Here is a 21,809-nt window from a genome sequence, read left to right on the forward strand (position 1 = left end):
TGAAGCTCATTTTTCATAATAAATTGCATGTAGATCATCATTTATCGCTTCTGAATTTTGTGCAAGTTCTTCATCCGTCATATAACGGTAAATTTTTTCTATTTCAAAACTTGGAAATCTATACGTTTCCAATTAGGGTCTTTTTCGTCTTTTTCATTAGGTTTTCTTACAAATTCAATACATCTTTCTTCACAAGCTCCAAATACAATAAAATTTTTTTGTGCTTGCCTTAAGGATGGAATATTAGCTCCTCCTATACAATCAGGGTCAGAAAATTGAATTCCATCATCTTCCCAAAAACAAATTTCACAAATATCATAAGTTCTGGGTGGTTCTTCGCCTAATGTTCTATATCCACAACAAGGACAAGTATATTTCATATAATTTCTCCAATACTTTTATAAGTAAATAACATCATACTTCTTTTTACTTGGCCTACCCAAATACATTTTTTCACCAAATGGACTTTTGTTCTACTGATACAAGCCCTCTCAATCTTCTAAATATGAAATGGGATATGGAGAGTAAACTACTGTATCTCCATCTTCCTCGCTTTAAAATTATGATAAAATCTGCCCCATTACTAGTTCTCTAGAATTACATTATAGCTTATTTTCTCGGCTTTTTTAAGCCTACTCGTATAATGATTTACTAGGAAGTTATACAGCCTAATGGTTAAATTTATATTTTATACATAATACACAACAAATAACCAGTAACTCATTTGAGCTTCTGGTCTTTACTTTGCTATCTGTATTCGTTTCTTCATCTGCGCCTTTAGCACACTTTTCCTCAAAAATAATCACTTGATTCTCACCAGCTGTGACAACAATAATTTTTTATTCTCAATTTGTCTCTATACAATTCATACTAAGTTTCCTAAAATAGTAATTAGAAGAAGAGATTGAGAGATGTATGTCGTTGAATAACTGTCCTAATAGTTTAGCCAGTAATGTTTAAGAACGTTTATAAAGAGGGTTTAGTGTTAATAAAATGAGAATATTGTCATACGATTGTTGAAGACACAACCCGAAAGAAGTGACAAAGGTAAGGAGAAGGATTTATGAAAAATTGCCCTAACTGTTTAGCTACAAATTCATATAAAAAATCTCACAAAGAATATAAAGATATATATGTATGTGAATATTGTGGTGCCGTTTCAGAAGATTATGCGATTATAGAAAAAGAAACTCATTTTGAATATAATCACCCAGAAATAGTCAGAGAGTCAGCAAATAGAACTTATTATTATAGAGAGGTCACTCCACCAAAATGGCCTAAAAAAATCGCTTTAATTTTGATTAGTATAATTGGATTATTGATAGTTGGCCAATCGATAGAAATGATCTTCTCAGAGGAGGAAAAACCGACAAAACAAATTTCAACCATAACGCCTGAAATGTTTCGAAAGCTCAAAATTGGTATGAGTGAAGAAACCGTAAAAGAAATCGTAGGATACGGAGCTTTGCACACAGATGAAAATAAACTTAATTATAAAGGAAAGAACGGTGTAGAAGAAAATTCTATGGTAAGTTTAGAATTTAATAATGGCAAGCTAGAAGCTATTTATGAATTCGGATTGATTACAAAAAGGAAATATTAATATGATTATCCAGCAAATCATTTTTTACAATACATTATAGACCACGACGGTATTTAGCTGTCTTGGTCTTATACAGATCTACTTGCATGAAGATGTCTAATCACAATTATAAGCTATTATCTAACCCATATACTCATTTTAGAGAATATGGGTTACTTGTTTTTAAAAAAAATCAACGTTTTGTGCATCAAGTGTCAATCCGATTATTTTAGTTTTTGTTTACAACGTACATCATCTAAACTATATTTTATTAACTCATATCATTTTTCAGGATAGAGTACATAAATAAATCATCAAACTTACCACAAGTATATTCATAATGTCTTAACAAACCTTCTTTTATAAAGCCCTGTCTTTCTACTAGTTTTTGCGAAGATACATTTGCTGGTTCAATCAAAGCCTGTATTCTTTCTAATTGGAGATTTTGAAAGCCATACTTAACAACTGCTTCTAGAGCTTCACTTGCAATCCCTTGTCCCCAGTAAATTTTGCTTAATTCATATCCGACCTCAGCTCGATAATGTTTTGTAAGCATATTGAGAAAACCACAACTACCTATAACCGTGCCAGTATCTCTCATTGTTATTCCCCATCTTATTCCTGAAGCTTCTACATATATTGATTTATACCACCCAATTTCTTCTTCTACATCTTTTATGTTTTGACAAGGTGATATCCCCATAAATTTAACAACATCTTTATCCGATAAATATTTAAATACATCATTAGTATCTTCTGTAGTTATTTCTCTTAAAATTAATCTTTTTGTTTCAAGTATAGGGAAATTCCTTTCCATTTAACTTTCATCCTCTCTAATATGAAACAATAATTTCTTTCGTTACAGTAGTATTTAGGCTTTGGTCTTTAATCTGTAAGTAGTAGTGAATTTTATCTACCGTATTTTTTAAACTCGGGAGTTTCCATTAATCCTTGAAAAAATTCATCTTTTGCTTCTCTATATTCATCCATGGATTTACCTTCATACTCCTTCTTTAAATTATCATATTCTTCGCGATAATTTTTATTTGCCAATAAGACTTCTCTAAATTTCCATAGAAAATCAAAATCAGCATCAATAACAGTTAATTGCACCCCTAAAGGTGGACTAGTTGTATCATCTTTAAATGCTCTAAAAGTATCCGTTTTAATACTCTCCTCATTTATTTCATATAAATTTGAAAGAAGTTCCACAGCTTTCGCAAATTCATTAGCATAAACGCGTACCTGTATGTCTAGATCACCCTTAGTTATACTATTTGGAATTGCTGTGCTACCGACGTGCTGTATATCTACATCAGGTAAAAGCATTTTTATTTTATTTTTTTGTATCAAGAAAATTCTCTCAGCATTTTTATTAAATAGTTTACTATTATAAAAATTTACTTTTTCCATAATAATCCCCATTCTGTAATTGTTGTGCTTCCCTTATATTAAAGTTAACTCCAAAACACCTTTGGAGTTTAAACATTCTTTAATTAACTTTAACCTTCAAAAGAGGGAGGCTACGTTGAGGAAATACAGTAGATGGCGTAGAACCTATATTTTTTGCCCCCATTTTTAAATAAAAACCTTCTGCGTTGGGATCGCTATCTATTGTAAATTCGCTTAATTCTAACTCCTTAGCTTTATTTAATAAATGATTCCATATTATTTTCCCAAGCCCCTTACCAATATAGTCGGGGTCTAAGAATAGTGCATCTAATTTTTGTTCATTAATGGCAAAACTATAAAATGCAATTACTTTGTTATCATTTTCAATTAAATAAACGGTATTTTTTTCTAAATAGTCTTTTGTTACAGTTAAAGCATCTTTATCTTTACATTGTTGAATAAAATCTTCTGTATATCCCCAGTAAGCTTTTGATTTATAGGCTAAATTGCTTAATATAGTACTATCTGCAATCTGAGCTCTTCGAAAGAACATATAATTACCTCCTATTAATGTTTTTCTATAATGGCTATGGCTGATTGTTTTAAATGTCTTTTTTCCTAATTAGTACTGTTTCTTTTGGATCTCCATTCCTCTTCAATTCCCTCAATTCGCTGAAAAACAAGCTGATAAATCAAATGAAAATCCTGTATTCTTTTTTTAGCTATCAGGTAGTCATCCAAATGGTCTTCTTGAATTTCTGCCTCTCCTGGCCAGTTTTCTAATATATTTTCAGTACCTAATAAAAATTGCTTCATTTTCGCCAAAAGTGTTTCAGCCATAACTAGGCTATTATCCTCCGCTATATAGTAATAATCTTTTCGATCACTTATTTTCGACTTTTTCACAGATAACCCACTTGCTTCTAAATCACGAATTCGGATGCTGACTGCAGCTTTTGTGACTTCTAATTGATTGGCCATTTCTTGTAAACTTAAAGGTTTAGATGAAAACAATAAAAGAGTAAAAAGTCGTGCAGCTAATAAATTTCCTCCGTCCGCACTTAGTTTCACTAATTCATAACTAAATTGGTCTTGTAATTTTTGTAAAACCAACATTTTATCCCCTTTCGTTAATGTAGTTGTTAACGTTATTAACAATAATGTAATTATATATCGTTGTCAACTTATTCTCTTACTTAATTAGGCATCCCCCTCTCCATAGAACACTATTTTTATTTTTGTAAGCGATGATTTGTAAAAATAAAAAAAGCCCTGTACCAATTAAGGTTACACGGGCTAAATTTATAAATCGATGGCGACTTCCAAATGATATTGATGATTGTGTGAGTATTGGATTAAAGCATTTTAAGAGATTACCATACTGTATGGGTACCCTAGAGGTGATACATAAGGTCTTTCGCCTAGATTGACACTTGCTCACTATTTCCGTTAACACACAAGCAACATTATAAGCTGATTCAACCATTTCCACTGTTAGCATTATAGTTTAGACAGCTATTTTTTAGTAGGAATAGCTGTTTTTTTCTTTCTCTCATATAACAGAACGTCCTTAGTCATTTGTAGTATCTCTAGAAAAATACTTGGCATCAATTTGATTAATAAGTGAAGAAGTTAATTCAGAATAATTTCTCATTTTTATTTTTTCTTCTTTTGTTGGTTCTGGACTACGTTTAATAAAAGCTACCCATTCTTTCTCTATTTCACTAACATTCTTCCCGTATACTTCCTCTATTTTATTTGCTACATTTTTTTCGTTGTATATCTTTTCAAACTTTTCTAATCCATAAGTTTCAATTAAGTAATTAATAAATGAAGCTGAATGAATATAGCTCATCCTCATTAGGGTGAACCTTGTTTCACTTGTAATATCTGGTCGAAAATAAGAATCGTCTTGAGTTGGGTCTATTAAATTACTAATAGGTAATAATGTATTTGAATCGATAAAAGACTTCACAAACTGATTGGTATATGAGCTTTTTCCATACTTATCTTCCATGTAAGTAGCAAACCCTTCTTGCGTAAAATAGCCATTACTTGCATCAAAATTGTTGCCATAGCCTAGTATAGAATGTGTCAATTCATGAACAAGTGGATAGAAATTTGATTTAACACCATATAAATAGATTTCCGACCTCAGGCCCCAAGATAAGTCATTACCTGCATTAAGATATACTTTTATTCTCTCGGATGGAACATAATCCGTTTGAATTGAGTTTTGAATATCATGATAGGCAATTAGAAGTTCATCTTTTAATGATTCTACTTTGCTTTGTGAAATCTCGATATTTTTAATAATCTCAAAGGTTATTTTTCCATCTGGTGTCACCACGATATTATCATCATTTTTTTCTTGTTCTTTTGGAATGACTGCCTCCTGAGTACAGGCCGTTAGTAAGAGGACTAAAATAAGATAGCAGCTTCTCAACTTAAACATTTTTACCCCCTGGAAAAAATAGTATTACCCATTTATACGAACTGAAAATACAGAAGTTTCAATTATTGGCATTTATTCGAACTTTAATATAAGGCAACTAGATTAATTACACTTGAGTTTCATTTTTACAAAGAATAAAATACAAAAATGCCCAGGCTCTCATATGATGAGTACCTGAGCTTTGTCTTTTACTATAAAATTTCAAGATGGAGCATCGTTATTCTCATAGCTCAATCTAATTGGGCTATGAGAAAATAGTTGAAATCACTCGATTTCATACTCATCATGATTGTTTATAAGTGTATACGATGAGTTGTTAAGAAATAATAGGCTTTGCAAAAACAGGATTTCTTGTCTTTTTAAACCACTGGTAAAATAGTATATAGACCAGTGCAATTTCAATTAAATCTCCACCGTAGTACATAATCATAGCACCTTGCTCTGCTTGTTCAGTAGCTACATGATTAGGGGGATACGCATAAATATGTTTGGACAATATCGAATGAGCTGCTAAAGCTATCAATAAAACGATTGAACGAAAAACATAAGATAATCGATGTGGCGTTGGATCAATATAGATAAATGCACTAGTAAACAAATAACCTGCTAGAAAAATATGCATGTGAATCAGTATATATAAAATCGAGCTTTCGTGCATCATGCTAAAAAGCGGCGTAGTATAGAGAAGCCATAAACCACCTACATTCAGAATCGTTGCTATGATCGGGTTGGACACAAATTTAAAGTAAGAGTTACGGAGTATTCGTGAAATAAAACGGGCCTTTTTCACAGGAATAGTTCTTAAGAATAAGGTAATAGGTGCCGATAATGCTATAAGTAGTGGTGCTAGCATTCCAAGCAATAAATGACCCACCATATGGGCTGAAAAATTAACATGTGCAAGCTCTGCTAATGGACCCATTAGTGTTAATATGGCACATACATGTCCAAGAATCCCACATAATGTACGAATATAAGGCCACTGTTTTTTATGTTGATTTGAGAGCTTGACTGCCACGATATAAGAAATCAAAGAAATGAAAAATGGGATAACTACTATTAGCTGTACAATGACAGAAAGATTTTGGATGTGAGTTTCATGTGAATGCAAAGATGGTACCTCCTTATTGATTAGTTTTAAATAATAAGGCCATACCAATAATAATTAAAATAGCCGCTAGCACATTCCAAACTATATCATAGGGGACAATATCGACATCATATCGTATTTGATGTAGCCTCATGAATTTATGTTGAATGATACCATCGTATAGTTGAAATGTTCCTGAACCTAGAAAAATACCTCCAAGCCACCTTTTTAACCAAAACCCATGTTTTCGATGAAGATCTGCCAGTAAAAAAGCAGAGCCAATTGTGGCGAAAAAGCTAAAGGCATGAAACAATCCATCAGAGACTAATCCAATATTAGCCGTAGATTTATCATAGAAATGATGCCAATGTAATAATTGATGAAAAATTACTTCGTCTATAAATGCTACTGCACCAAAGCCAAATAATATGCCGGTCCACATATTACGTTTCCCATACTGAAAACGATTTTCGTGTGTATGATGGTTAACCTCATTCATTTTTGATATATCCAACCCATTCACCTCCTAGATTTTTATTAGTTTAACCATGAAACAAAAGAATCTAAACCATTTTATGTAATCAACTCCTTTGTTTATGGTGTGTAGAAAACCACCAAAAGGATTTGCATGCATGTGCAAGAGCAAAGCATCTTTAGGTTATTTTTTTCTTAGCTGCATTCTATCGCAACAGACATTTACCTACATAGTGTCTAAAAATATTGGATTCATCCCTTAACTCACCACTTACTGTTGCTTCGCGGTGAAACTTAGTTTGTCCTTTAAAAGACATCTCCAATAGCCCTTACAAGCTTAATCAGTTGGATATTTTGGAATAATATCAATTAGTACGAAAATAGACAAATTTAAATATTTTATTAGAATTTATAGCTTTTTTTAATAGAAATTAGCTTTTTAAAATAACAATTTCCACTAAACCAGGTCTTTATATCTACATTTTTATAAAAATGTTTTTTTGCAAAATAAAACTATTGTATTATTTATCCGTAGTTTGAATAATTATTAATCTATTGCTATCATACTAGTCGCAATACAAATTCAAATTAAGGAGACGATGGATGATGAACACTAAATTCTCAAAATTAAGCAAAAAAGGACTGAGTGCTGCCCTATTAGCAGCCGGAATCATAGGGATTTCGACAGCTCCAAATGCATATGCTCATGGATTTGTTGAAAAACCAGCTAGCCGAGCAGCGTTATGTACTCAAAATTATGGAGCACTTAACTTAATGTGTGGAAGCATCATGTATGAGCCTCAGAGTCTAGAGGCGCCTAAAGGATTTCCGCAAAGTGGACCTCTAGATGGAAAAATTGCATCTGCGGGTGGTCTTTTTGGTGGTATCCTTGATCAACAAACTGCAGATCGCTGGTATAAGAATACGATTACGGGAGGTCCCAATACTTTTACATGGAAATATACTGCGCCACATTTAACAAGCAAATGGCACTATTATATTACAAAACGTGATTGGAATCCTAACAAACCTTTAACCCGTGCTGACCTTGAGCCAATTGGTACTGTAGCACATAATGGCACTGCTGCATCGACTAATTTAACTCATACCATTAACGTGCCGACGGACCGTAATGGCTACCACGTTATTCTAGCCGTTTGGGATGTCGCAGACACTTCAAATGCATTCTATAATGTGATTGATATAAATTTGGTTAATAATGGTGGCAATGTGGATATGGAAGCCCCATCTCAACCAAATGGTTTACATACAACAAAAGTTACTTCTACTAGCGCCGAGCTAAAATGGAACCCTTCTACTGATAATGTAGGTGTAAAAGAATATCAAGTATTACGTGATGGCAAAGTAGTTGCCACTATCCCAGGAACGACATTTATAGATAAACATTTAAATTCCAATACAACCTATACTTACTCTGTAAAGGCTGTAGACGCAGCTGGGAATGTTTCTACAGTAAGTGAGTCTCTAGTTGTAAAAACATTGAATGCTGCTCCAGATACAGAATCCCCTACTCAACCAACTTCACTACATACAATGGGAATTACTTCTTCAAGTGTAGACTTAATGTGGGGTGCTTCAGAGGATAATGTAGCCGTTGACCATTATGTTATATATAGAGGGTCAACAAAAGAACAAATGTCTGCAGTTGGGACTTCCACAATCCCATCATTTATGGACATGAATCTTCAATCAAGCACTTCATATATGTATGCAGTAACTGCCGTAGATGCAGCTGGAAATGAGTCCATTAAAAGTTCTATTTTAACTGTAACGACTAAGGAGCAAGGTGCTTCTTATGAGCAATGGAGTCCATTTAAGGCGTACAAAAAAGGAGATAAGGTAGAGTATCAAGGTAAAAATTATGAAGCGGTTCAAAGCTATCAAGGATATGGAGATCCAAATTGGATAAACGCACTGTCTTTATGGAAAGAAATTTAATAAAAAGACAGTATTCTAGTAAGAGGATTCAGTATCTTTTTATTCCAAAAGAATGATTCAAGTAAAAGCAGCTTACTTACAAGCTGCTTTTACATTTGTAAAACATGCTACTATTCTTCGAGATTATACAACAGGTTAGTACAACAGATAATCTAAATGAAGAATCCGTTCGATGGTGGAAATAGAGTTTTCTCCACAACGTTATTATTATTTGATTTCACTTTTAGTTTAGACTATTTTTATAAGAAAAAGCCCCACCATCAGGTGAGGTTCATTCTTACTGCCCTTTAACTCGGTTGAATTTGCAAGGATATCATAGTCATTTTAATACTTGATTCAAATTGCAGAAGTAATGAAAGATTGAGAGTCACCATCAAAATGGCTAAACAAATGAGCTCCATCGTTAATTTTACTTAAACTATGAGTAAGATAAATATATTCTCCTCCTTTAAATGTAACTGACTTAGTATTGTTCCACTTATAGAAGTTTTATCTAGTCCTACTAAAACGCTATTCTCGTCTCTTCTATCGCAAATCTTCCTAGATGGAAGGAAGTTACTGTCTCTTTTCAACAAATAATAAAATTAATGTGGCAAATGGACCTAATAAAAGAGAAAGTAAAAACCAATTTAACCCTGTTCTATTTTTCCCTTGTGCCAGGCCTGCATTAATTAACGCTAATGTACCCCAACCTACGAAATACTGATTATCCATCATCTGTCCCCCTATTTCATTAGACCACACTGACTGCTTGTGAATATTTTCCACAAATTTGATCATAACATATCCAAATGCTTCATACTGTAATTATTAACGTTTAGTTTTCAAAAGAGAGGGATGGAAGAAAAACCGACGAATCAATGCCTGCTACTCCTTCATTTGAATGATTTTTTCCATTTCTTCCCCATTGCCATTTCCCTATATCTTCCGCCAAAACATCTGAAAAAGATACCATTTTTAGGATATTTACGGTAAATTTGATTATGAACTGTTATACTATACTATCCTCTCCCCATTTTATGAAAGGTGGTACGTTTATGAGTAAAACTCTTGTAAATTTGCAAAATGAACTTATAGCTGAAACACAAAAAGGATTCCCAATTCTACTTTCTGGCGTTATTGTCTTTTTAGTTTTCACCCTAATGTACTTTGTTCTTCCAATAGAAGCTGTCCGTTTAATTTGGATCTTTGGATTGGGCGCTATTTTTCCTATTGGCATTTTCATTAGTAAAATTCTTGGTGTCAGTTTAAACTCTACAGACAATCCTTTAGGGATTTTAGGAGGAATTGTCGCGGCTCCTCAAGCTTTTTATATACCTGTATTTATCATTGTGTATATGAAAATACCTGAATACCTTCCCTTCACAATTGGTTTACTTGCAGGCTCTCATTTTCTTCCATACATATGGATTTATAAAAGTAAAGCCTATTTATTCGTTACTTTAGGAACCTGTTTTTCTGCTCTCATCTTAGGTGGTTTCTTTGTTGATTATGCTTTCACTGTTGTCCCTTTAGCTATTTCGATTGTGTATGGAATTGGAGTTGTTTTAATCCAAAGAGAACTTAAAGTCAAACCTGTATAATTAATGGAAGATAGTATATAGGGTACATGCCGAAATTATGCTTGGCACTTTATCCACTAAAAAATTGTTGACTTTTTCCTTTTTATGTTTTATATTGACAATATCCATGTGCTGTTTAATCTCTAGTCAGATTAAGCAGCTTTTTTTATTGCTATGTACCTTTCTTACATCCTTCTCCCAGTGAAATGGTCATCATGAGTCGTCCTCTTCTTTGTGATGATCCTCTGTATGTTTACTTTTCCGTTTATATAAAAAATACCAGGCTCAAGTCAGTGAGTACCTGGTTTTATTTCTGATGAACCCAATAGAATGGTTAATCCCATACCCCACACGAAAATTACACCATAAAAAAGCCTTTGTAATAAACCTGCAGGCAAAGGAAGGAAAAACAATAGACCAATAAGGATTAGTAAAACTATCAGTACAATTAAGTTTAAATAGGTCCAATGTTTACCTCTATCTAATGATTTTGCATATATTCCCAGCCCAATTAAAAAAGTAATCATGCCTATTTGAGCTAAAATCGAATGCCAAAATAAATGAACATTTGCCGGTATAATACCAGACACAATATTTCCTACTGCAAAAATAAGAATACATACTGTTCCTATTTTATTGATCAAATTCTTTTCTAAATATTGATATATATATATAACGCCAACTGAAAATGATAAACCATTTACGATAAACAATACATTCATCCCAAAATGATATGGCGAACAAATTTCATGCGGCGCGATTGTATACGTATACTTACCACATGTTGTCACTCCTAAATCACTCATAGCTTGTTGCATTATATTATAAGGTACAAGTGAAGTCATAATAAAAATCGGCTCTATCACGCAATATAAAATGGTAACTATCCAGCTTACTATTCCTATTTTTTTAGATAAATAGATAACATTCATCCCCCTTTTTTATAATTATATAGTTAATTCCAAAATAAATTACCAATTTATAACCAAAAATGAGGATAAAATATAGTTATCATAGCTGTCTAGACTACAATTATTAAAACAACTCTTCCTTCTTGACTCATAAAAAAGCCCCCATTCAAAGATGAAAGCTTCTATGATAGATAGGCAAACCAAGCTTTATAAAATGTCTAGATTGATCGGTGATCCCCGTAGATAGCATTCTAAAATTCTGTGGCTTCATTACTAAAACGGGCTAGCTGCCTCTCTTTTCGTACATTTAGCATTTGAGGGATGAAAATACCTAGTAAAATACAGACAATTCCCAGCCATTGCAAAAGAGACACGACCTCATGAACAAGCGTAATTGAAGCGATCACGGCTGTTGGTAGCTCGACAGCTCCTAAAATGGTTCCTAAACCCGTCCCTACTTTTGGGATACCAATAGAAAAACAAATAACTGGTATAACGACACCAAAGAAACCTAGGATTAGCGCATATTTCCATAATCCAGCCTGCAATGTACCATCCATCAAGTATGTTGGGGGAACATTATGCAAACAAAGAGTGTTGCACTCGTTGTCATCAGAAAGCTTTTTGAATAGATCGGTACTTCGGTAGAAACACGGCCACTAGCAAATATATAGAAGGAAAAAGTTATCGCTGCTAGTAGTCCAAAGAGTATTCCTTTCAAAGATAATTGTTGTCCTAACCCTTCAAACACACCCCCAGCGAGCATCGTTCCTACAAATAAGATAATGATCGACAAAACCTTTTCGCGACTTGGGAAACTTTTATTAATAATCGCTTCAATGAGAACACCCATCCATGTGAATTGAAATAACAGCACAATCGCAATAGATGCCGGAAGTTCTTTTACAGAAAAGCCGTAAAAAATACTCGTTAAACTCATCGTTGTCCCAACCGCTAATAGTGATACTATATTTTTCAAGGATACTTTATAACGAGAAAAGGTAAGAACGAGTATTAAAAGTCCAAACCAACCGAATACATATTGTCCCCCTAAAAGTTGAGGAAAAGTATAGCCATTTGAAAATCCAACTTTCAGAATGGATGATAGGACCCCATAGCTACAGGCCCCTAATAAAACCACTAAAGAAAACTTCAACTTGTTCAAAAAATCCCTCCAAAAAATAAAAAATCTCGTCGCCTATAAAAAGACAACGAGCGAATGAAACAGAGTGAACACTCTACAAAATTCCGCCACTCACGAACCTGCGAGTGTTTGCTTATAAAATTAGCACAATTGTATAAAAAAATTGGGGAAGTGTCAATGCTATTCATTTTTTCTTGATAGCAAATACATTTCTCCATTTTGAAAAATATTTAGCCACAACCATAAGCCAAAGCCTTGATACATATGATTTTGGTATTTTTACCTTTTCTAAAATATTACTTTCCTCCACAGAAAAACTCTTTTTCACCAGCAATTATTATAAAAAAAAAAGATTGTAAAATAGCAATCTGTCATTTATATTGGAGATTATGATTTTTTTCTAAATCTCAAAATCATAGCTAAATTTCTATTTATATAAACGTTTTAGGAGGGAAGTGGATAAATGAAGATGTATCTTTATCCCCTACTAGTTATTATCGCAGCTAGTAGTTTTGGTATCGTTTCAACTATTATAAAACTGGCCATGCGTAGTGGGTTTTCTGTCTCTGAGGCCGTGACAAGTCAGTTTTTTATAGGCTTTTGTATAGCGGTATGTATCTTCTTAGTTACAAACAGAGCCAAAATGAGCTTTAAAGGTGTTAAAATCCTTATATTCGCAGGTATTTTAACAGGATTAACAAACATTTTATATGGTCATTCTTTAAACTTTTTGCCCGCTTCGTTGGCAGTTGTACTACTGTTTCAATTTACATGGATCGGTATGTTGATATCTTGTATTACAAAACGACAATTCCCAAGTAGAATTGAATTAATCTCTTTACTCATATTGGTAGCTGGAACCATTCCAGCTGCTGGCATCATTGATGTTGATTTATCCCAAATCCCTATGCAGGGATGGTTATGGGGGCTAGCAGCTGCTCTTTGTTATTCCTTATTTTTATATGTGAACGGAAAAGCTACTGCCAATATGTCCACGTCCAACCGTTTAGTATTTGTTTCTTTCTTTGCCTTTATGATTACGGCTGTTTTTCAATCCCCAGAAATTATTTGGAATGGTACTTTGTTTAATGAAGGACTGTGGGTTTACGGATTGGCGTTGGGATTATTTGGTATGATTATACCCGTATTCTTATTCACTATTGCCGTTCCTAAAGTTGGTTTAGGAATGTCATCCATTTTAAGTGCGGTTGAATTACCCATAGCAGTGATGGTATCCGTTATCTTATTAAGCGAAACGGTTACAACTTTGCAAATTGCAGGTATCGTAACAATCATTATTGGTATTTGTTTACCAACTATATTAGATAAAGATAGCTTGTTAAGAAATAACGAAACAACATACAAAAAATCAAGCAAGGAAATAGCTAAAGGATCTTCTATTTAAAAATCCTTTCAGACTGTAGGCAAACTCAATGAATTTTGAGTTTATCTACAGTCTTTTTTCTTTTACCATACAGTAAAGCCGTTGATTACCACTACGTGCAGACGCTTTCCCAGAGTGAGGTCACCCTTTGTTCTAATCAACTTCTACGTCAAGAGCTACTTTGAAATTAGTCCTGGTTGAAATGTAGCAAATGCTTTAAAGGAATTTTCTCAAAAATATCATCATTTATTTTACCCGTATAAAACGTAAGGTGGATATCACAATGAGCTAATGCAACATGATCCGTTAATTGTTTAGCAAACTGATCGATTAACTCTATATGTTCACTTTTTACTTGTTTTTCGGAGTATACCTTCACAGTGATTAGATTCTCTCTTAAATCCTCTTCAAATACCCTTGCATTAGGGGGCAAGTTCAGATCCCTTATTTCAGAAGCACGGTTTTCATCTACAATAAACAATCTATATATATCTTTATCAAACCAGATATCCCATACTTCCATATCTTTAAATCTTAATTTTCTTTCAAAATAATCAATCATAAAACCCTTCATTTATATTCACCCTTGCTCCATATGAATAATTGATAGTATTCATATAATCTCCTCCTCAAAAATTCTTGAATGTTTTTGTAGATACTCTAATTGCGATTTGATTGGTTTAGTTGTAATCTTTTTAACAAATAATCAAAGATTACAAATATAGTTATATAAATACTTCCCATTAAAGAAACTAGATAAATAGTATCTTTAAAAGTATTAACATTAAAATTAATTAAACTAAATAATAGTGAAAAAATTAATGCACATAGTAAATGCTTCAAATACATGAATATAGCATTTTTATTTTTACTGTATTTTTCAATTAAAATTGATATGGTAACAGCTATAAGCATAGCTGGTGCAGTAAATGCAGTGCCATAAATACCATATGAAATGCTGTATGTATAACCAATAAATAATGGAATAATAAAAGCACCTATAATTAATGTAATTACAGCTGAAATTATTTTATTTTGTAACATCTTTTCACAATCCTCTTATTTCTTAATGACCATGCATCTTATAGATTTTTGTTAATCATTTCCTCCCCTCTTCTTTTATATTAAAGCATAAAAAACAAATTTTGGTAATCAATAACCTCAAATATTAAAGATAATAAATGCTTCATTATTCCCTTTCACCTCATAAATTCATACTAACGTTTTGACTAGTTGATACCCACTATTAAGAAAAGAAAAAAGCCACTGCTCATTACAAGCGTGACTCCTCATTTAGCGCGATATATTCACTTTTCAACATTGAAAAGAGGACAAGATCAACATATTTCCCTTTTTCAAATTCATGTTGTCTTAAAACACCCTCTTGGCAAAACTTTAATTTTTCCAGCAATCTGATGGATGCTTTATTTTCAGGTTCAACTTTCGCTTCTATTTTATTTATTGCCATCGACGTAAAAGCAAAATGAATAATTTTGCCCAAAGTCTCTTGCATGATACCCTGCCCCCAATAAACAGGGTTCAAATCATAACCCATTTCTATACGGTTATGTTCTTTTTCATAATTCAAATAGCCACATGTTCCAATCACTTTTTTCGTTTTGGCTTCTTCGATTACCCATCTTAAACCAATTTGTTCTTTAAAAATTTTCTCATACCAATTAATTTCAACCATTGCGTCATCAGGCGATTCAAATAAATTTAATGGAAGATACTTAACCACATTTTCATTAGCATAAAGCTCAAAAATATCATTACCATCATCTACTGTGCCTTTTCTTAGAATAAAGCGTTCTGTTTCTAATACGGGGAAATCTTTAAATTCGAACCCACTTTTCATCATAACTCTCCTTTTCACTATAGAGTAATATAATTGAATAGTACCATATTCTATTTAGGCAATTATTAAAATTATGGATGATTATTTCCTTTTTAGAGTTTTCTATTCTTCGAAGCCCTATTAAAAGTTAATCTTTGGATGATGTGGCTAGCTCAAGGGTATGAACCAAGCTATCGCACGATCAACCGTTTCCGAGTTCAACCAGAAATGAAAGAGTTAATCCGTCAATGTTTCGTCCAATTCCGTTGCCAGTTGGTACAGGAAGAATTAATTGATCAAGAAGCTATTTTTATTGATGGAACAAAGATTGAAGCGAATTCGAACAAATTTCCATTTGTGTGGAAAAAGTCGATTGAGAAATATCATAACGGACTATTTGAAAAAGCAAATCAGCTATACAATGAACTACTTGAAAAAGAGATCTAACCCGAAGGGGTTAGTTCAATCGGAGGGTTATTTGGATTGTGCTTTTTAGTATAGCATGAAGTGTTTTCTAATTTAAAAGATTTTTATTGACAATCTATTAGCTGGTTTAGTTGTATATCATCATTATAGAGGAAACTGTTTTATTCATTCTTGCTTCTTGAGTCATTAAAAATACTTAGCATGAATGTTAAACCTGCAACAATTCCAATGAAGTTCGAACTTATGGCTTTATTAAACCATATACCACCTATAGGTAAAGTTAATGGCAAAAATGTAGCTAATGGCACATATAGCGAAAAGAGAAAACAAGGAATGAATACACAAATAAGTAAAGGCAAATTTATTTTAATGGTCCATTTTTTTATAAAAATAAGTGATAAATAGACACCCCACATAAAGAGAATAATAAAATTAGCCCAAAAAACAGGAGCTATACTATATGTTGTAGCTGAGATAACTTTAATTTGATATTTAATATCATAACTGATGATTGTTAATAAAAATAACCCAATAACCCAAATTAATTTCCATATATAAGTTGACCACTTTTTCAAGAACAACACCCCCATTAGAGATTTAATTGATAATCATTAATACACCCGAATTATTCAAAAAATTCCCAAATAGTCCATATATATAAATTATTATTTTAAATGACTTCTTTAGATACTTATTTCATCAGGTAAAATCAATGACCGTTGCCTACCTACATGAAGTTTATTTTTAAACTGTTCAATTTGGTGCCGTCTGTTGTTGCTGTGTAGACAACAATAAATTTTTTTAATTTTTTTGCAATATGTATGGCAAAGATAAAAGTGTATCATATAAACAAAAAATAAATATACAAACATTCGCTTGTGCACTAGATTTTAGCCGCAATGAAATCGAGGCTTCCTTTGATTTATTTAAAGTACGTTTAAACTGACCAACCATGGCGATATAGGAAGAATTTGTTCTATTGTCACCTCAACGTGTTATTTCCTCTTCGTTGGGAGGTGTATGGCTTTCGAAATACCAAATAAATAGACCGTCTAATTGATACTTTCCTACTTCACTTGGTGGCAGTATGACGGCTAAATCTAGTATAGTAGCATATCTTTCGCCGATTTTAATAAGTTGTTCGTCACCATTCCTAATGAGACCGTAGATTTTGAAACACTCTTACAGTATTCTTCTAACTCTCTCCGTGTATATAATGATGTGATAGGATATTCGCTTGAAGTTTCTATCGAATAGGTTAAATGAACGACTGCGTATTTATTCATCTTTTCAATCCAAAAAATCACATCATCATTATCTTCTCTTCTAGCCACCGCAATTGCCTCTTTCCCATAAAGAATATGTTGTTGTGAAAGTTCTTTCTTTAACTCTTCATTTAATGATTCTGACATACCTCTTGAAATCTGCCACCACGGATCGTTCATAAAATGATTGACACTTTCTCGCATCTTAAATCATTACCTCTGCTTATTAAATTTCATCTAGCCATCATTAAAAAGAAGTAGCTGCTTGGCTACTTCATCATTGTTTTCAATTTACTGTTTCTGCTACCGAACGTCGTCGTACTGCCGTACATGGCCGTTCCCATACATAAAAGTAGGTCGTTATGTATTTGTGGGGTGTATTATTTTATTAATTGTCTCATAATAATTTCTTCGCCAATCCGTCCTATTAATCGCTCATTTGTATCTTCAAATCCTACCTTTAAATATAACTTTTGTGCTGGTATATTATCTTTATCTACAACTAAGACAAGCTCATCACAATGAGGGAATTCTGATTGAACAAACTCAACTAGTAATGTCATTCCCTGTTTTGCGTAACCTTTTCCTTGTTCAGCATGATTAATTGAAAGTGCCGATAATAACAAAGCGTTCGAATTATTAGAGTACTTCTTTACTCTTTCATTTGAATTCAATAGAAAAAAACCAACAGGTGTATGATCACTTAAAATTACAATACGATATTGTCCTTCATTGATTTCCTCAAAATTGCTTGGAAGCGCAGAGAATTGTTTTTGTTCCTCTGTAAGGACAAAAGTGTTTAACTCTTCTTTATATTCACTTATGAAATGCTTTAGTTCAACCCTGTTCAATTTCTCCATATGACCATTCCCCCAATCACTATTTCTATACTTTACCATTTAATGTGGTTTTGGTCATTTATTTATTTGAAATTTCTAAATAAATGATACCGATGCCCTCCATTAATGAACTGTTTGGGATCCTACTCATTGATTTTCAGTACCACTGAAAGCTAAGTGGAACATCAAATAGGTATTCGTCATATGCTATAGAATGTTCTTCTACTGAAGACACTGAGTCTTTAACAAATGGTTTTATGTATGCTGGCTATAGGTAAGCCTTTGCCTCTTTCCCTACTCCGGAATATCATTGGAATGAACACTTTTATTATAGAAAATTAGATTTGCACACACTTTAACTTAATAAGAAAGACTTTTTATTTTAGTTCTTATTCTATAAGATAGATGCTAACTACATTCGAAGGGTGTGCTTATATGTCCTATAATTTCCAAATTACATCACCAAAAATACCTACTGATTTAGAAAAAGCTAATTTTCAAGCTATTTATGACGAGGAGGAACCTTATTTATCAAATTGCATGATCGCAGATACAGTCATTGATAAGGAGGTTGTTGAAAGATTAATCGTAGCTAAGGTTATTTTTAAAAATGTCACATTCATCAATTCTTCTTTTAAAAAAATGGATGTAACGGATGTCATTTTCGAAAACTGTGATTTATCTAACTTAAACTTAAAGGAAAGCCTTATACATAGAGTGGTTTTTAAAAATTGTAAATTATTAGGTGTGAATTTTTCCGAAGCTAATCTTGGAAATGTTTCTTTTGAAAATTGTATGGCAACCTTAAGCAATTTTCCTGAGGCTCGTTTAAAACAAGTATTATTCCATAACACCAACCTACAAGGAGCGAATTATTTTGATTCCTTACTAAAGAAAGTGGCATTTCAAGAATGTGATATTAATGAGGTTGATTTTACTGAAACTTCGTTAAAGGGGATTGATATTAGTACGTGTACCTTTAAAAGACTTCAAGTATCTCTCGAAAGTTTGAATGGGTGTGAAGTATCTTCTGAACAAGCTATCGGGTTTGCTTCACTGCTCGGATTAACGGTTAAATGATACGACCAAGCAATGATTAATACACTACTCAAAACAGCCAATTATAAATAATCATTTACGTTACAGGTAGCCATTGAAGTTTATTTCTTTTTGGCTACTTTTTGTTTTATGAAAAAAAAGCGTTTCTATTATACAGCCTTTTGTTATAAGGTAATCCGACTATTAGGAGGTGTCATAATGACCCTAAAGATTGTTAAAACACTTTTATCTATTATGATGGTGTTCATGTATTATTTGGGCTTTTGGACAGAAACCCTCACAATAAAAATTGTTATCTTCTTTCTTATGCTCGTCTTTATTTTCGAGGCAGGAATGGAAACAGGGAAGAAACAAAATAACAGCATTTAAAAAGGCTTCACTCGTTTTCCTTCCCTTCCCACCTACTTTAATTCATTTAAATATCAAGAACCTTTAGCTCTTGCATATGCTAGATTGACGTTTTTATCTTTTTTAATTAATTGCCCTTCATAATTGTTCTTTTCGCTTTCTTTATAATTTTTGATGTTTCTTTTGTTTCAGATTCTTTACTCCATTTTTCACAAAGCATTATGACAAAATTAGGTTGGGTTTTACTGGCATCATTTAACCAATTCCCTACAGAATCTTGTACATACTTTGATGGATCAGATTTCAGTTGGTTTAGAATAGGAAGGGCTTTACTAGGATTCTGTTTTAAAACTTCGATATGCTTGGCCCAAACACCACGAGGACGAATGACTTCAATAGAAAATCTTCGTATATTTTCATCCTCTTCTTTTGCCCATTCTGTTAAGAATTCTATACTATCATCAAGTTGTTGCGCTATTTCCTCTCTAATCGACATCCAAGAAATTTCTCGAACCCCAAAATGACGGTCCCCAGCGAATGGATAAATATATGCTAATTTTTCTTCCAAAGAGGAGCTTTCATTTTTATTCATAAATGCTGCCCAACAGCGAACACTATCAGAAGGATGCGTTGCAAATTTTTTAATAATATCTTCTTTTGTTCGTTCGTTTTCTTCGTTTATTGCTGTATTTAATAGTTCACCAGTTAAACGAATAGCCTTCATTCCCGATTCAGCATTCTGTTTTAACATTTCTTCTACTATACCTTCTAATTTATGAGATAATCCTATCTTAGGTAGGACATGTTTCACTAAAGAAATATGATTGACCCCCAACCATTCAGTTAAATTAACACTTTCTATTTCTCCTTCGTTCAACAACGTTAATACGTCTTCAGGGATTTCACTAACTTTTCTAGCCCCTTTTCTGTTTACTATATCTATATGAATTGGCATGAAGATATCCTCCTACTATAATTATTTTCCAAAGTAAGTTTATTATACTAATAATTTCTAATTAATTTAAACAAACTTATACATTTCCTTGAAAGAAATGGCTTAAATATGGACAAATATAAAAAAAGATTAGGACTCAAATTCATTGAGTGCCTAATCTTTTTTATATTTTCTCCTCATTGGGTTCCACATGAACATGAACTTCATATACGCCCTGCTCATGAATCATCTTATCTTCAACATGACAAGCTACATCATGAGCCTCTGTAATATCTAAATTTGCATCGACTAGAATGACAACATCAATCACTTCGTTGTTGCCATAATTTCTACCTCTAATTTCTTTAATTCCAATAACTCCGTCTAACTTTAAAATAATATTTTTGTAGTTTTGAAGTATGTTTTCATCAAATCCGTCAGAAAGTTCATGAGAAGCTTCTTTGAAAATATCCCAAGCTGTTTTACAAATTAAAAAACCTACAATAATAGCTGTTACTGTATCTAACCATGGCATATGTAATTGTGATCCAAATATACCTACTGCTGTCCCAATACTTACCCAGGCATCTGACAAGTTGTCTTTGGCAGCAGCCATAACGGCTTTACTATTTATCTTTTCAGCCAATTTTTTGTTATAACGATATACAAAATACATGACCAATGCCGATCCAAGACCTACATAGGCTGCGAAAATGTCAGGTGATTCTTTTCCACCTTGAAAAATGGAAGTACATGCACCAAATAATACTTGAATACCTACTGCCATCATAATAAAGGAAGCTACCATAGAAGCAATTGTTTCACTTTTCCAATGACCATATCGATGATCATGATCTGCAGGTTTTTGTGAAAGCTTAAGGCCTATAAGTACTGCAATCGAGGCAATAATATCAGTCGTATTATTGAGACCATCCGCCTTTAAGGCTTCTGAACCACTCATGTAACCAATTCCCACTTTTACAACAGACAAAATTATATAAGCAATAATACTTATAATGGCACCACGTTCACCTAATTTAAGATTATTGTATTTTTCTTCTTCCAATTCATTACCTCCCACTAACGTTCTGTTTTATCATAACAGCCCCACCCCGAGTGGGTCTACAGCAACCTTTTTGCCTAAGCGT

24 protein-coding genes and 2 pseudogenes are annotated in these 21,809 nt (G+C 32.9%); 7 read left to right on the forward strand and 19 right to left on the reverse strand.

What is annotated here, in order from left to right:
* Window positions 1–98 precede the first annotated feature (98 nt).
* Window positions 99–380 (reverse strand): CPCC family cysteine-rich protein, encoded by a 282-nt coding sequence (locus A2J09_RS08445; protein ID WP_012294732.1) that lies wholly within the window; start codon window positions 378–380, stop codon window positions 99–101.
* A 683-nt stretch (window positions 381–1,063) separates the two neighbouring features.
* Here A2J09_RS08445 and A2J09_RS08450 point away from each other — a divergent pair.
* Window positions 1,064–1,603: a hypothetical protein gene (locus A2J09_RS08450; RefSeq protein ID WP_036161849.1), complete on the forward strand. Its 540-nt coding sequence runs from the start codon at window positions 1,064–1,066 to the stop codon at window positions 1,601–1,603.
* Between the two features lie 250 nt (window positions 1,604–1,853).
* Here the strand turns inward: A2J09_RS08450 and A2J09_RS08455 are convergent, their stop codons facing one another.
* The 7 genes from A2J09_RS08455 to A2J09_RS08485 form a co-directional block, all read right to left on the reverse strand.
* Window positions 1,854–2,399: a GNAT family N-acetyltransferase gene (locus A2J09_RS08455; RefSeq protein ID WP_012294735.1), complete on the reverse strand. Its 546-nt coding sequence runs from the start codon at window positions 2,397–2,399 to the stop codon at window positions 1,854–1,856.
* A 92-nt stretch (window positions 2,400–2,491) separates the two neighbouring features.
* A complete protein-coding gene (locus tag A2J09_RS08460) occupies window positions 2,492–2,995 on the reverse strand; it encodes a GrpB family protein (protein ID WP_036161851.1) in 504 nt (167 codons plus the stop codon).
* 79 nt (window positions 2,996–3,074) lie between these two features.
* Window positions 3,075–3,527: a GNAT family N-acetyltransferase gene (locus A2J09_RS08465; protein ID WP_012294737.1), complete on the reverse strand. Its 453-nt coding sequence runs from the start codon at window positions 3,525–3,527 to the stop codon at window positions 3,075–3,077.
* A gap of 65 nt (window positions 3,528–3,592) precedes the next feature.
* Complete coding sequence (locus A2J09_RS08470) at window positions 3,593–4,087, reverse strand: GbsR/MarR family transcriptional regulator (protein ID WP_036161853.1); 495 nt, start codon at window positions 4,085–4,087, stop codon at window positions 3,593–3,595.
* Window positions 4,088–4,544: 457 nt separating this feature from the next.
* Window positions 4,545–5,429, reverse strand: coding sequence for a peptidase MA family metallohydrolase (locus tag A2J09_RS08475; RefSeq protein ID WP_012294739.1), 885 nt, complete (start codon window positions 5,427–5,429; stop codon window positions 4,545–4,547).
* Between the two features lie 316 nt (window positions 5,430–5,745).
* The gene (locus tag A2J09_RS08480; protein ID WP_012294740.1) at window positions 5,746–6,540 is read right to left on the reverse strand and encodes a cytochrome c oxidase assembly protein; all 795 of its coding nucleotides are present in this window, start codon (window positions 6,538–6,540) and stop codon (window positions 5,746–5,748) included.
* 13 nt (window positions 6,541–6,553) lie between these two features.
* Window positions 6,554–7,018, reverse strand: coding sequence for a DUF2243 domain-containing protein (locus A2J09_RS08485; RefSeq protein WP_012294741.1), 465 nt, complete (start codon window positions 7,016–7,018; stop codon window positions 6,554–6,556).
* Between the two features lie 581 nt (window positions 7,019–7,599).
* Here A2J09_RS08485 and A2J09_RS08490 point away from each other — a divergent pair.
* Entirely contained in the window at window positions 7,600–8,952 is a 1,353-nt protein-coding gene (locus A2J09_RS08490) for a lytic polysaccharide monooxygenase (protein WP_036162780.1), read from the forward strand.
* A 555-nt stretch (window positions 8,953–9,507) separates the two neighbouring features.
* On the opposite strand, the gene A2J09_RS23940 is transcribed toward A2J09_RS08490, so the two are convergent.
* Window positions 9,508–9,666: a hypothetical protein gene (locus A2J09_RS23940; RefSeq protein ID WP_172799063.1), complete on the reverse strand. Its 159-nt coding sequence runs from the start codon at window positions 9,664–9,666 to the stop codon at window positions 9,508–9,510.
* Window positions 9,667–9,989: 323 nt separating this feature from the next.
* On the opposite strand from A2J09_RS23940, the gene A2J09_RS08495 reads away from it, so the two are divergent.
* Window positions 9,990–10,535: a DUF7010 family protein gene (locus A2J09_RS08495; RefSeq protein WP_031417209.1), complete on the forward strand. Its 546-nt coding sequence runs from the start codon at window positions 9,990–9,992 to the stop codon at window positions 10,533–10,535.
* A gap of 269 nt (window positions 10,536–10,804) precedes the next feature.
* Here A2J09_RS08495 and A2J09_RS08500 read toward each other — a convergent pair whose 3' ends face one another.
* Together A2J09_RS08500 and A2J09_RS08505 are read right to left on the reverse strand one after the other, a co-directional pair.
* Window positions 10,805–11,446, reverse strand: a complete 642-nt coding sequence (locus A2J09_RS08500; RefSeq protein WP_036161860.1) for a DUF998 domain-containing protein — start codon at window positions 11,444–11,446, stop codon at window positions 10,805–10,807.
* 230 nt (window positions 11,447–11,676) lie between these two features.
* Window positions 11,677–12,590: pseudogene (locus A2J09_RS08505) on the reverse strand (EamA family transporter).
* 448 nt (window positions 12,591–13,038) lie between these two features.
* Between A2J09_RS08505 and A2J09_RS08510 the strand changes: the two are divergent.
* Window positions 13,039–13,974 (forward strand): EamA family transporter, encoded by a 936-nt coding sequence (locus A2J09_RS08510; RefSeq protein ID WP_036162783.1) that lies wholly within the window; start codon window positions 13,039–13,041, stop codon window positions 13,972–13,974.
* A 166-nt stretch (window positions 13,975–14,140) separates the two neighbouring features.
* On the opposite strand, the gene A2J09_RS08515 is transcribed toward A2J09_RS08510, so the two are convergent.
* The 3 genes from A2J09_RS08515 to A2J09_RS08525 all read right to left on the reverse strand — a co-directional run bounded on the left by A2J09_RS08515 (window position 14,141) and on the right by A2J09_RS08525 (window position 15,811).
* A complete protein-coding gene (locus A2J09_RS08515) occupies window positions 14,141–14,527 on the reverse strand; it encodes a hypothetical protein (RefSeq protein ID WP_099806218.1) in 387 nt (128 codons plus the stop codon).
* An 86-nt stretch (window positions 14,528–14,613) separates the two neighbouring features.
* Window positions 14,614–14,997: a hypothetical protein gene (locus tag A2J09_RS08520; RefSeq protein ID WP_012294750.1), complete on the reverse strand. Its 384-nt coding sequence runs from the start codon at window positions 14,995–14,997 to the stop codon at window positions 14,614–14,616.
* A gap of 229 nt (window positions 14,998–15,226) precedes the next feature.
* Complete coding sequence (locus A2J09_RS08525) at window positions 15,227–15,811, reverse strand: GNAT family N-acetyltransferase (protein ID WP_036161862.1); 585 nt, start codon at window positions 15,809–15,811, stop codon at window positions 15,227–15,229.
* 111 nt (window positions 15,812–15,922) lie between these two features.
* Between A2J09_RS08525 and A2J09_RS08530 the strand changes: the two are divergent.
* A pseudogene (locus A2J09_RS08530) lies at window positions 15,923–16,234 on the forward strand (transposase); the annotation flags it as partial.
* Window positions 16,235–16,377: 143 nt separating this feature from the next.
* Here A2J09_RS08530 and A2J09_RS08535 read toward each other — a convergent pair.
* The 3 genes from A2J09_RS08535 to A2J09_RS08545 all read right to left on the reverse strand — a co-directional run bounded on the left by A2J09_RS08535 (window position 16,378) and on the right by A2J09_RS08545 (window position 18,341).
* Window positions 16,378–16,791, reverse strand: a complete 414-nt coding sequence (locus tag A2J09_RS08535; protein ID WP_036161863.1) for a hypothetical protein — start codon at window positions 16,789–16,791, stop codon at window positions 16,378–16,380.
* 525 nt (window positions 16,792–17,316) lie between these two features.
* Window positions 17,317–17,628, reverse strand: a complete 312-nt coding sequence (locus A2J09_RS08540) for a hypothetical protein (RefSeq protein WP_012294755.1) — start codon at window positions 17,626–17,628, stop codon at window positions 17,317–17,319.
* Window positions 17,629–17,861: 233 nt separating this feature from the next.
* A complete protein-coding gene (locus A2J09_RS08545) occupies window positions 17,862–18,341 on the reverse strand; it encodes a GNAT family N-acetyltransferase (RefSeq protein ID WP_031417856.1) in 480 nt (159 codons plus the stop codon).
* Between the two features lie 414 nt (window positions 18,342–18,755).
* Here A2J09_RS08545 and A2J09_RS08550 point away from each other — a divergent pair, with 414 nt between their 5' ends.
* Together A2J09_RS08550 and A2J09_RS23945 are read left to right on the forward strand one after the other, a co-directional pair.
* Window positions 18,756–19,400 (forward strand): pentapeptide repeat-containing protein, encoded by a 645-nt coding sequence (locus tag A2J09_RS08550; RefSeq protein ID WP_012294757.1) that lies wholly within the window; start codon window positions 18,756–18,758, stop codon window positions 19,398–19,400.
* Window positions 19,401–19,577: 177 nt separating this feature from the next.
* Complete coding sequence (locus A2J09_RS23945; protein ID WP_171821092.1) at window positions 19,578–19,748, forward strand: hypothetical protein; 171 nt, start codon at window positions 19,578–19,580, stop codon at window positions 19,746–19,748.
* A gap of 106 nt (window positions 19,749–19,854) precedes the next feature.
* On the opposite strand, the gene A2J09_RS08555 is transcribed toward A2J09_RS23945, so the two are convergent.
* Complete coding sequence (locus A2J09_RS08555; protein WP_012294759.1) at window positions 19,855–20,682, reverse strand: DNA alkylation repair protein; 828 nt, start codon at window positions 20,680–20,682, stop codon at window positions 19,855–19,857.
* Window positions 20,683–20,845: 163 nt separating this feature from the next.
* Window positions 20,846–21,727, reverse strand: coding sequence for a cation diffusion facilitator family transporter (locus A2J09_RS08560; RefSeq protein ID WP_036161865.1), 882 nt, complete (start codon window positions 21,725–21,727; stop codon window positions 20,846–20,848).
* Window positions 21,728–21,809 lie beyond the last annotated feature (82 nt).

This window comes from Lysinibacillus sphaericus, assembly GCF_001629735.1.
GTDB lineage: Bacteria > Bacillota > Bacilli > Bacillales_A > Planococcaceae > Lysinibacillus > Lysinibacillus pinottii.

Excerpts from the sequence above, each read along its gene's own strand:
- A2J09_RS08445 (WP_012294732.1), bottom strand. The coding sequence starts at position 380 with ATGAAATATACTTGTCCTTGTTGTGGATATAGAACATTAGGCGAAGAA.
- A2J09_RS08450 (WP_036161849.1), top strand. The coding sequence starts at position 1,064 with ATGAAAAATTGCCCTAACTGTTTAGCTACAAATTCATATAAAAAATCT.
- A2J09_RS08455 (WP_012294735.1), bottom strand. The coding sequence starts at position 2,399 with ATGGAAAGGAATTTCCCTATACTTGAAACAAAAAGATTAATTTTAAGA.
- A2J09_RS08460 (WP_036161851.1), bottom strand. The coding sequence starts at position 2,995 with ATGGAAAAAGTAAATTTTTATAATAGTAAACTATTTAATAAAAATGCT.
- A2J09_RS08465 (WP_012294737.1), bottom strand. The coding sequence starts at position 3,527 with ATGTTCTTTCGAAGAGCTCAGATTGCAGATAGTACTATATTAAGCAAT.
- A2J09_RS08475 (WP_012294739.1), bottom strand. The coding sequence starts at position 5,429 with ATGTTTAAGTTGAGAAGCTGCTATCTTATTTTAGTCCTCTTACTAACG.
- A2J09_RS08485 (WP_012294741.1), bottom strand. The coding sequence starts at position 7,018 with ATGAATGAGGTTAACCATCATACACACGAAAATCGTTTTCAGTATGGG.
- A2J09_RS08490 (WP_036162780.1), top strand. The coding sequence starts at position 7,600 with ATGAACACTAAATTCTCAAAATTAAGCAAAAAAGGACTGAGTGCTGCC.
- A2J09_RS23940 (WP_172799063.1), bottom strand. The coding sequence starts at position 9,666 with ATGGATAATCAGTATTTCGTAGGTTGGGGTACATTAGCGTTAATTAAT.
- A2J09_RS08495 (WP_031417209.1), top strand. The coding sequence starts at position 9,990 with ATGAGTAAAACTCTTGTAAATTTGCAAAATGAACTTATAGCTGAAACA.
- A2J09_RS08500 (WP_036161860.1), bottom strand. The coding sequence starts at position 11,446 with ATGAATGTTATCTATTTATCTAAAAAAATAGGAATAGTAAGCTGGATA.
- A2J09_RS08510 (WP_036162783.1), top strand. The coding sequence starts at position 13,039 with ATGTATCTTTATCCCCTACTAGTTATTATCGCAGCTAGTAGTTTTGGT.
- A2J09_RS08515 (WP_099806218.1), bottom strand. The coding sequence starts at position 14,527 with ATGAAGGGTTTTATGATTGATTATTTTGAAAGAAAATTAAGATTTAAA.
- A2J09_RS08520 (WP_012294750.1), bottom strand. The coding sequence starts at position 14,997 with ATGTTACAAAATAAAATAATTTCAGCTGTAATTACATTAATTATAGGT.
- A2J09_RS08525 (WP_036161862.1), bottom strand. The coding sequence starts at position 15,811 with ATGAAAAGTGGGTTCGAATTTAAAGATTTCCCCGTATTAGAAACAGAA.
- A2J09_RS08540 (WP_012294755.1), bottom strand. The coding sequence starts at position 17,628 with ATGTCAGAATCATTAAATGAAGAGTTAAAGAAAGAACTTTCACAACAA.
- A2J09_RS08545 (WP_031417856.1), bottom strand. The coding sequence starts at position 18,341 with ATGGAGAAATTGAACAGGGTTGAACTAAAGCATTTCATAAGTGAATAT.
- A2J09_RS08550 (WP_012294757.1), top strand. The coding sequence starts at position 18,756 with ATGTCCTATAATTTCCAAATTACATCACCAAAAATACCTACTGATTTA.
- A2J09_RS23945 (WP_171821092.1), top strand. The coding sequence starts at position 19,578 with ATGACCCTAAAGATTGTTAAAACACTTTTATCTATTATGATGGTGTTC.
- A2J09_RS08555 (WP_012294759.1), bottom strand. The coding sequence starts at position 20,682 with ATGCCAATTCATATAGATATAGTAAACAGAAAAGGGGCTAGAAAAGTT.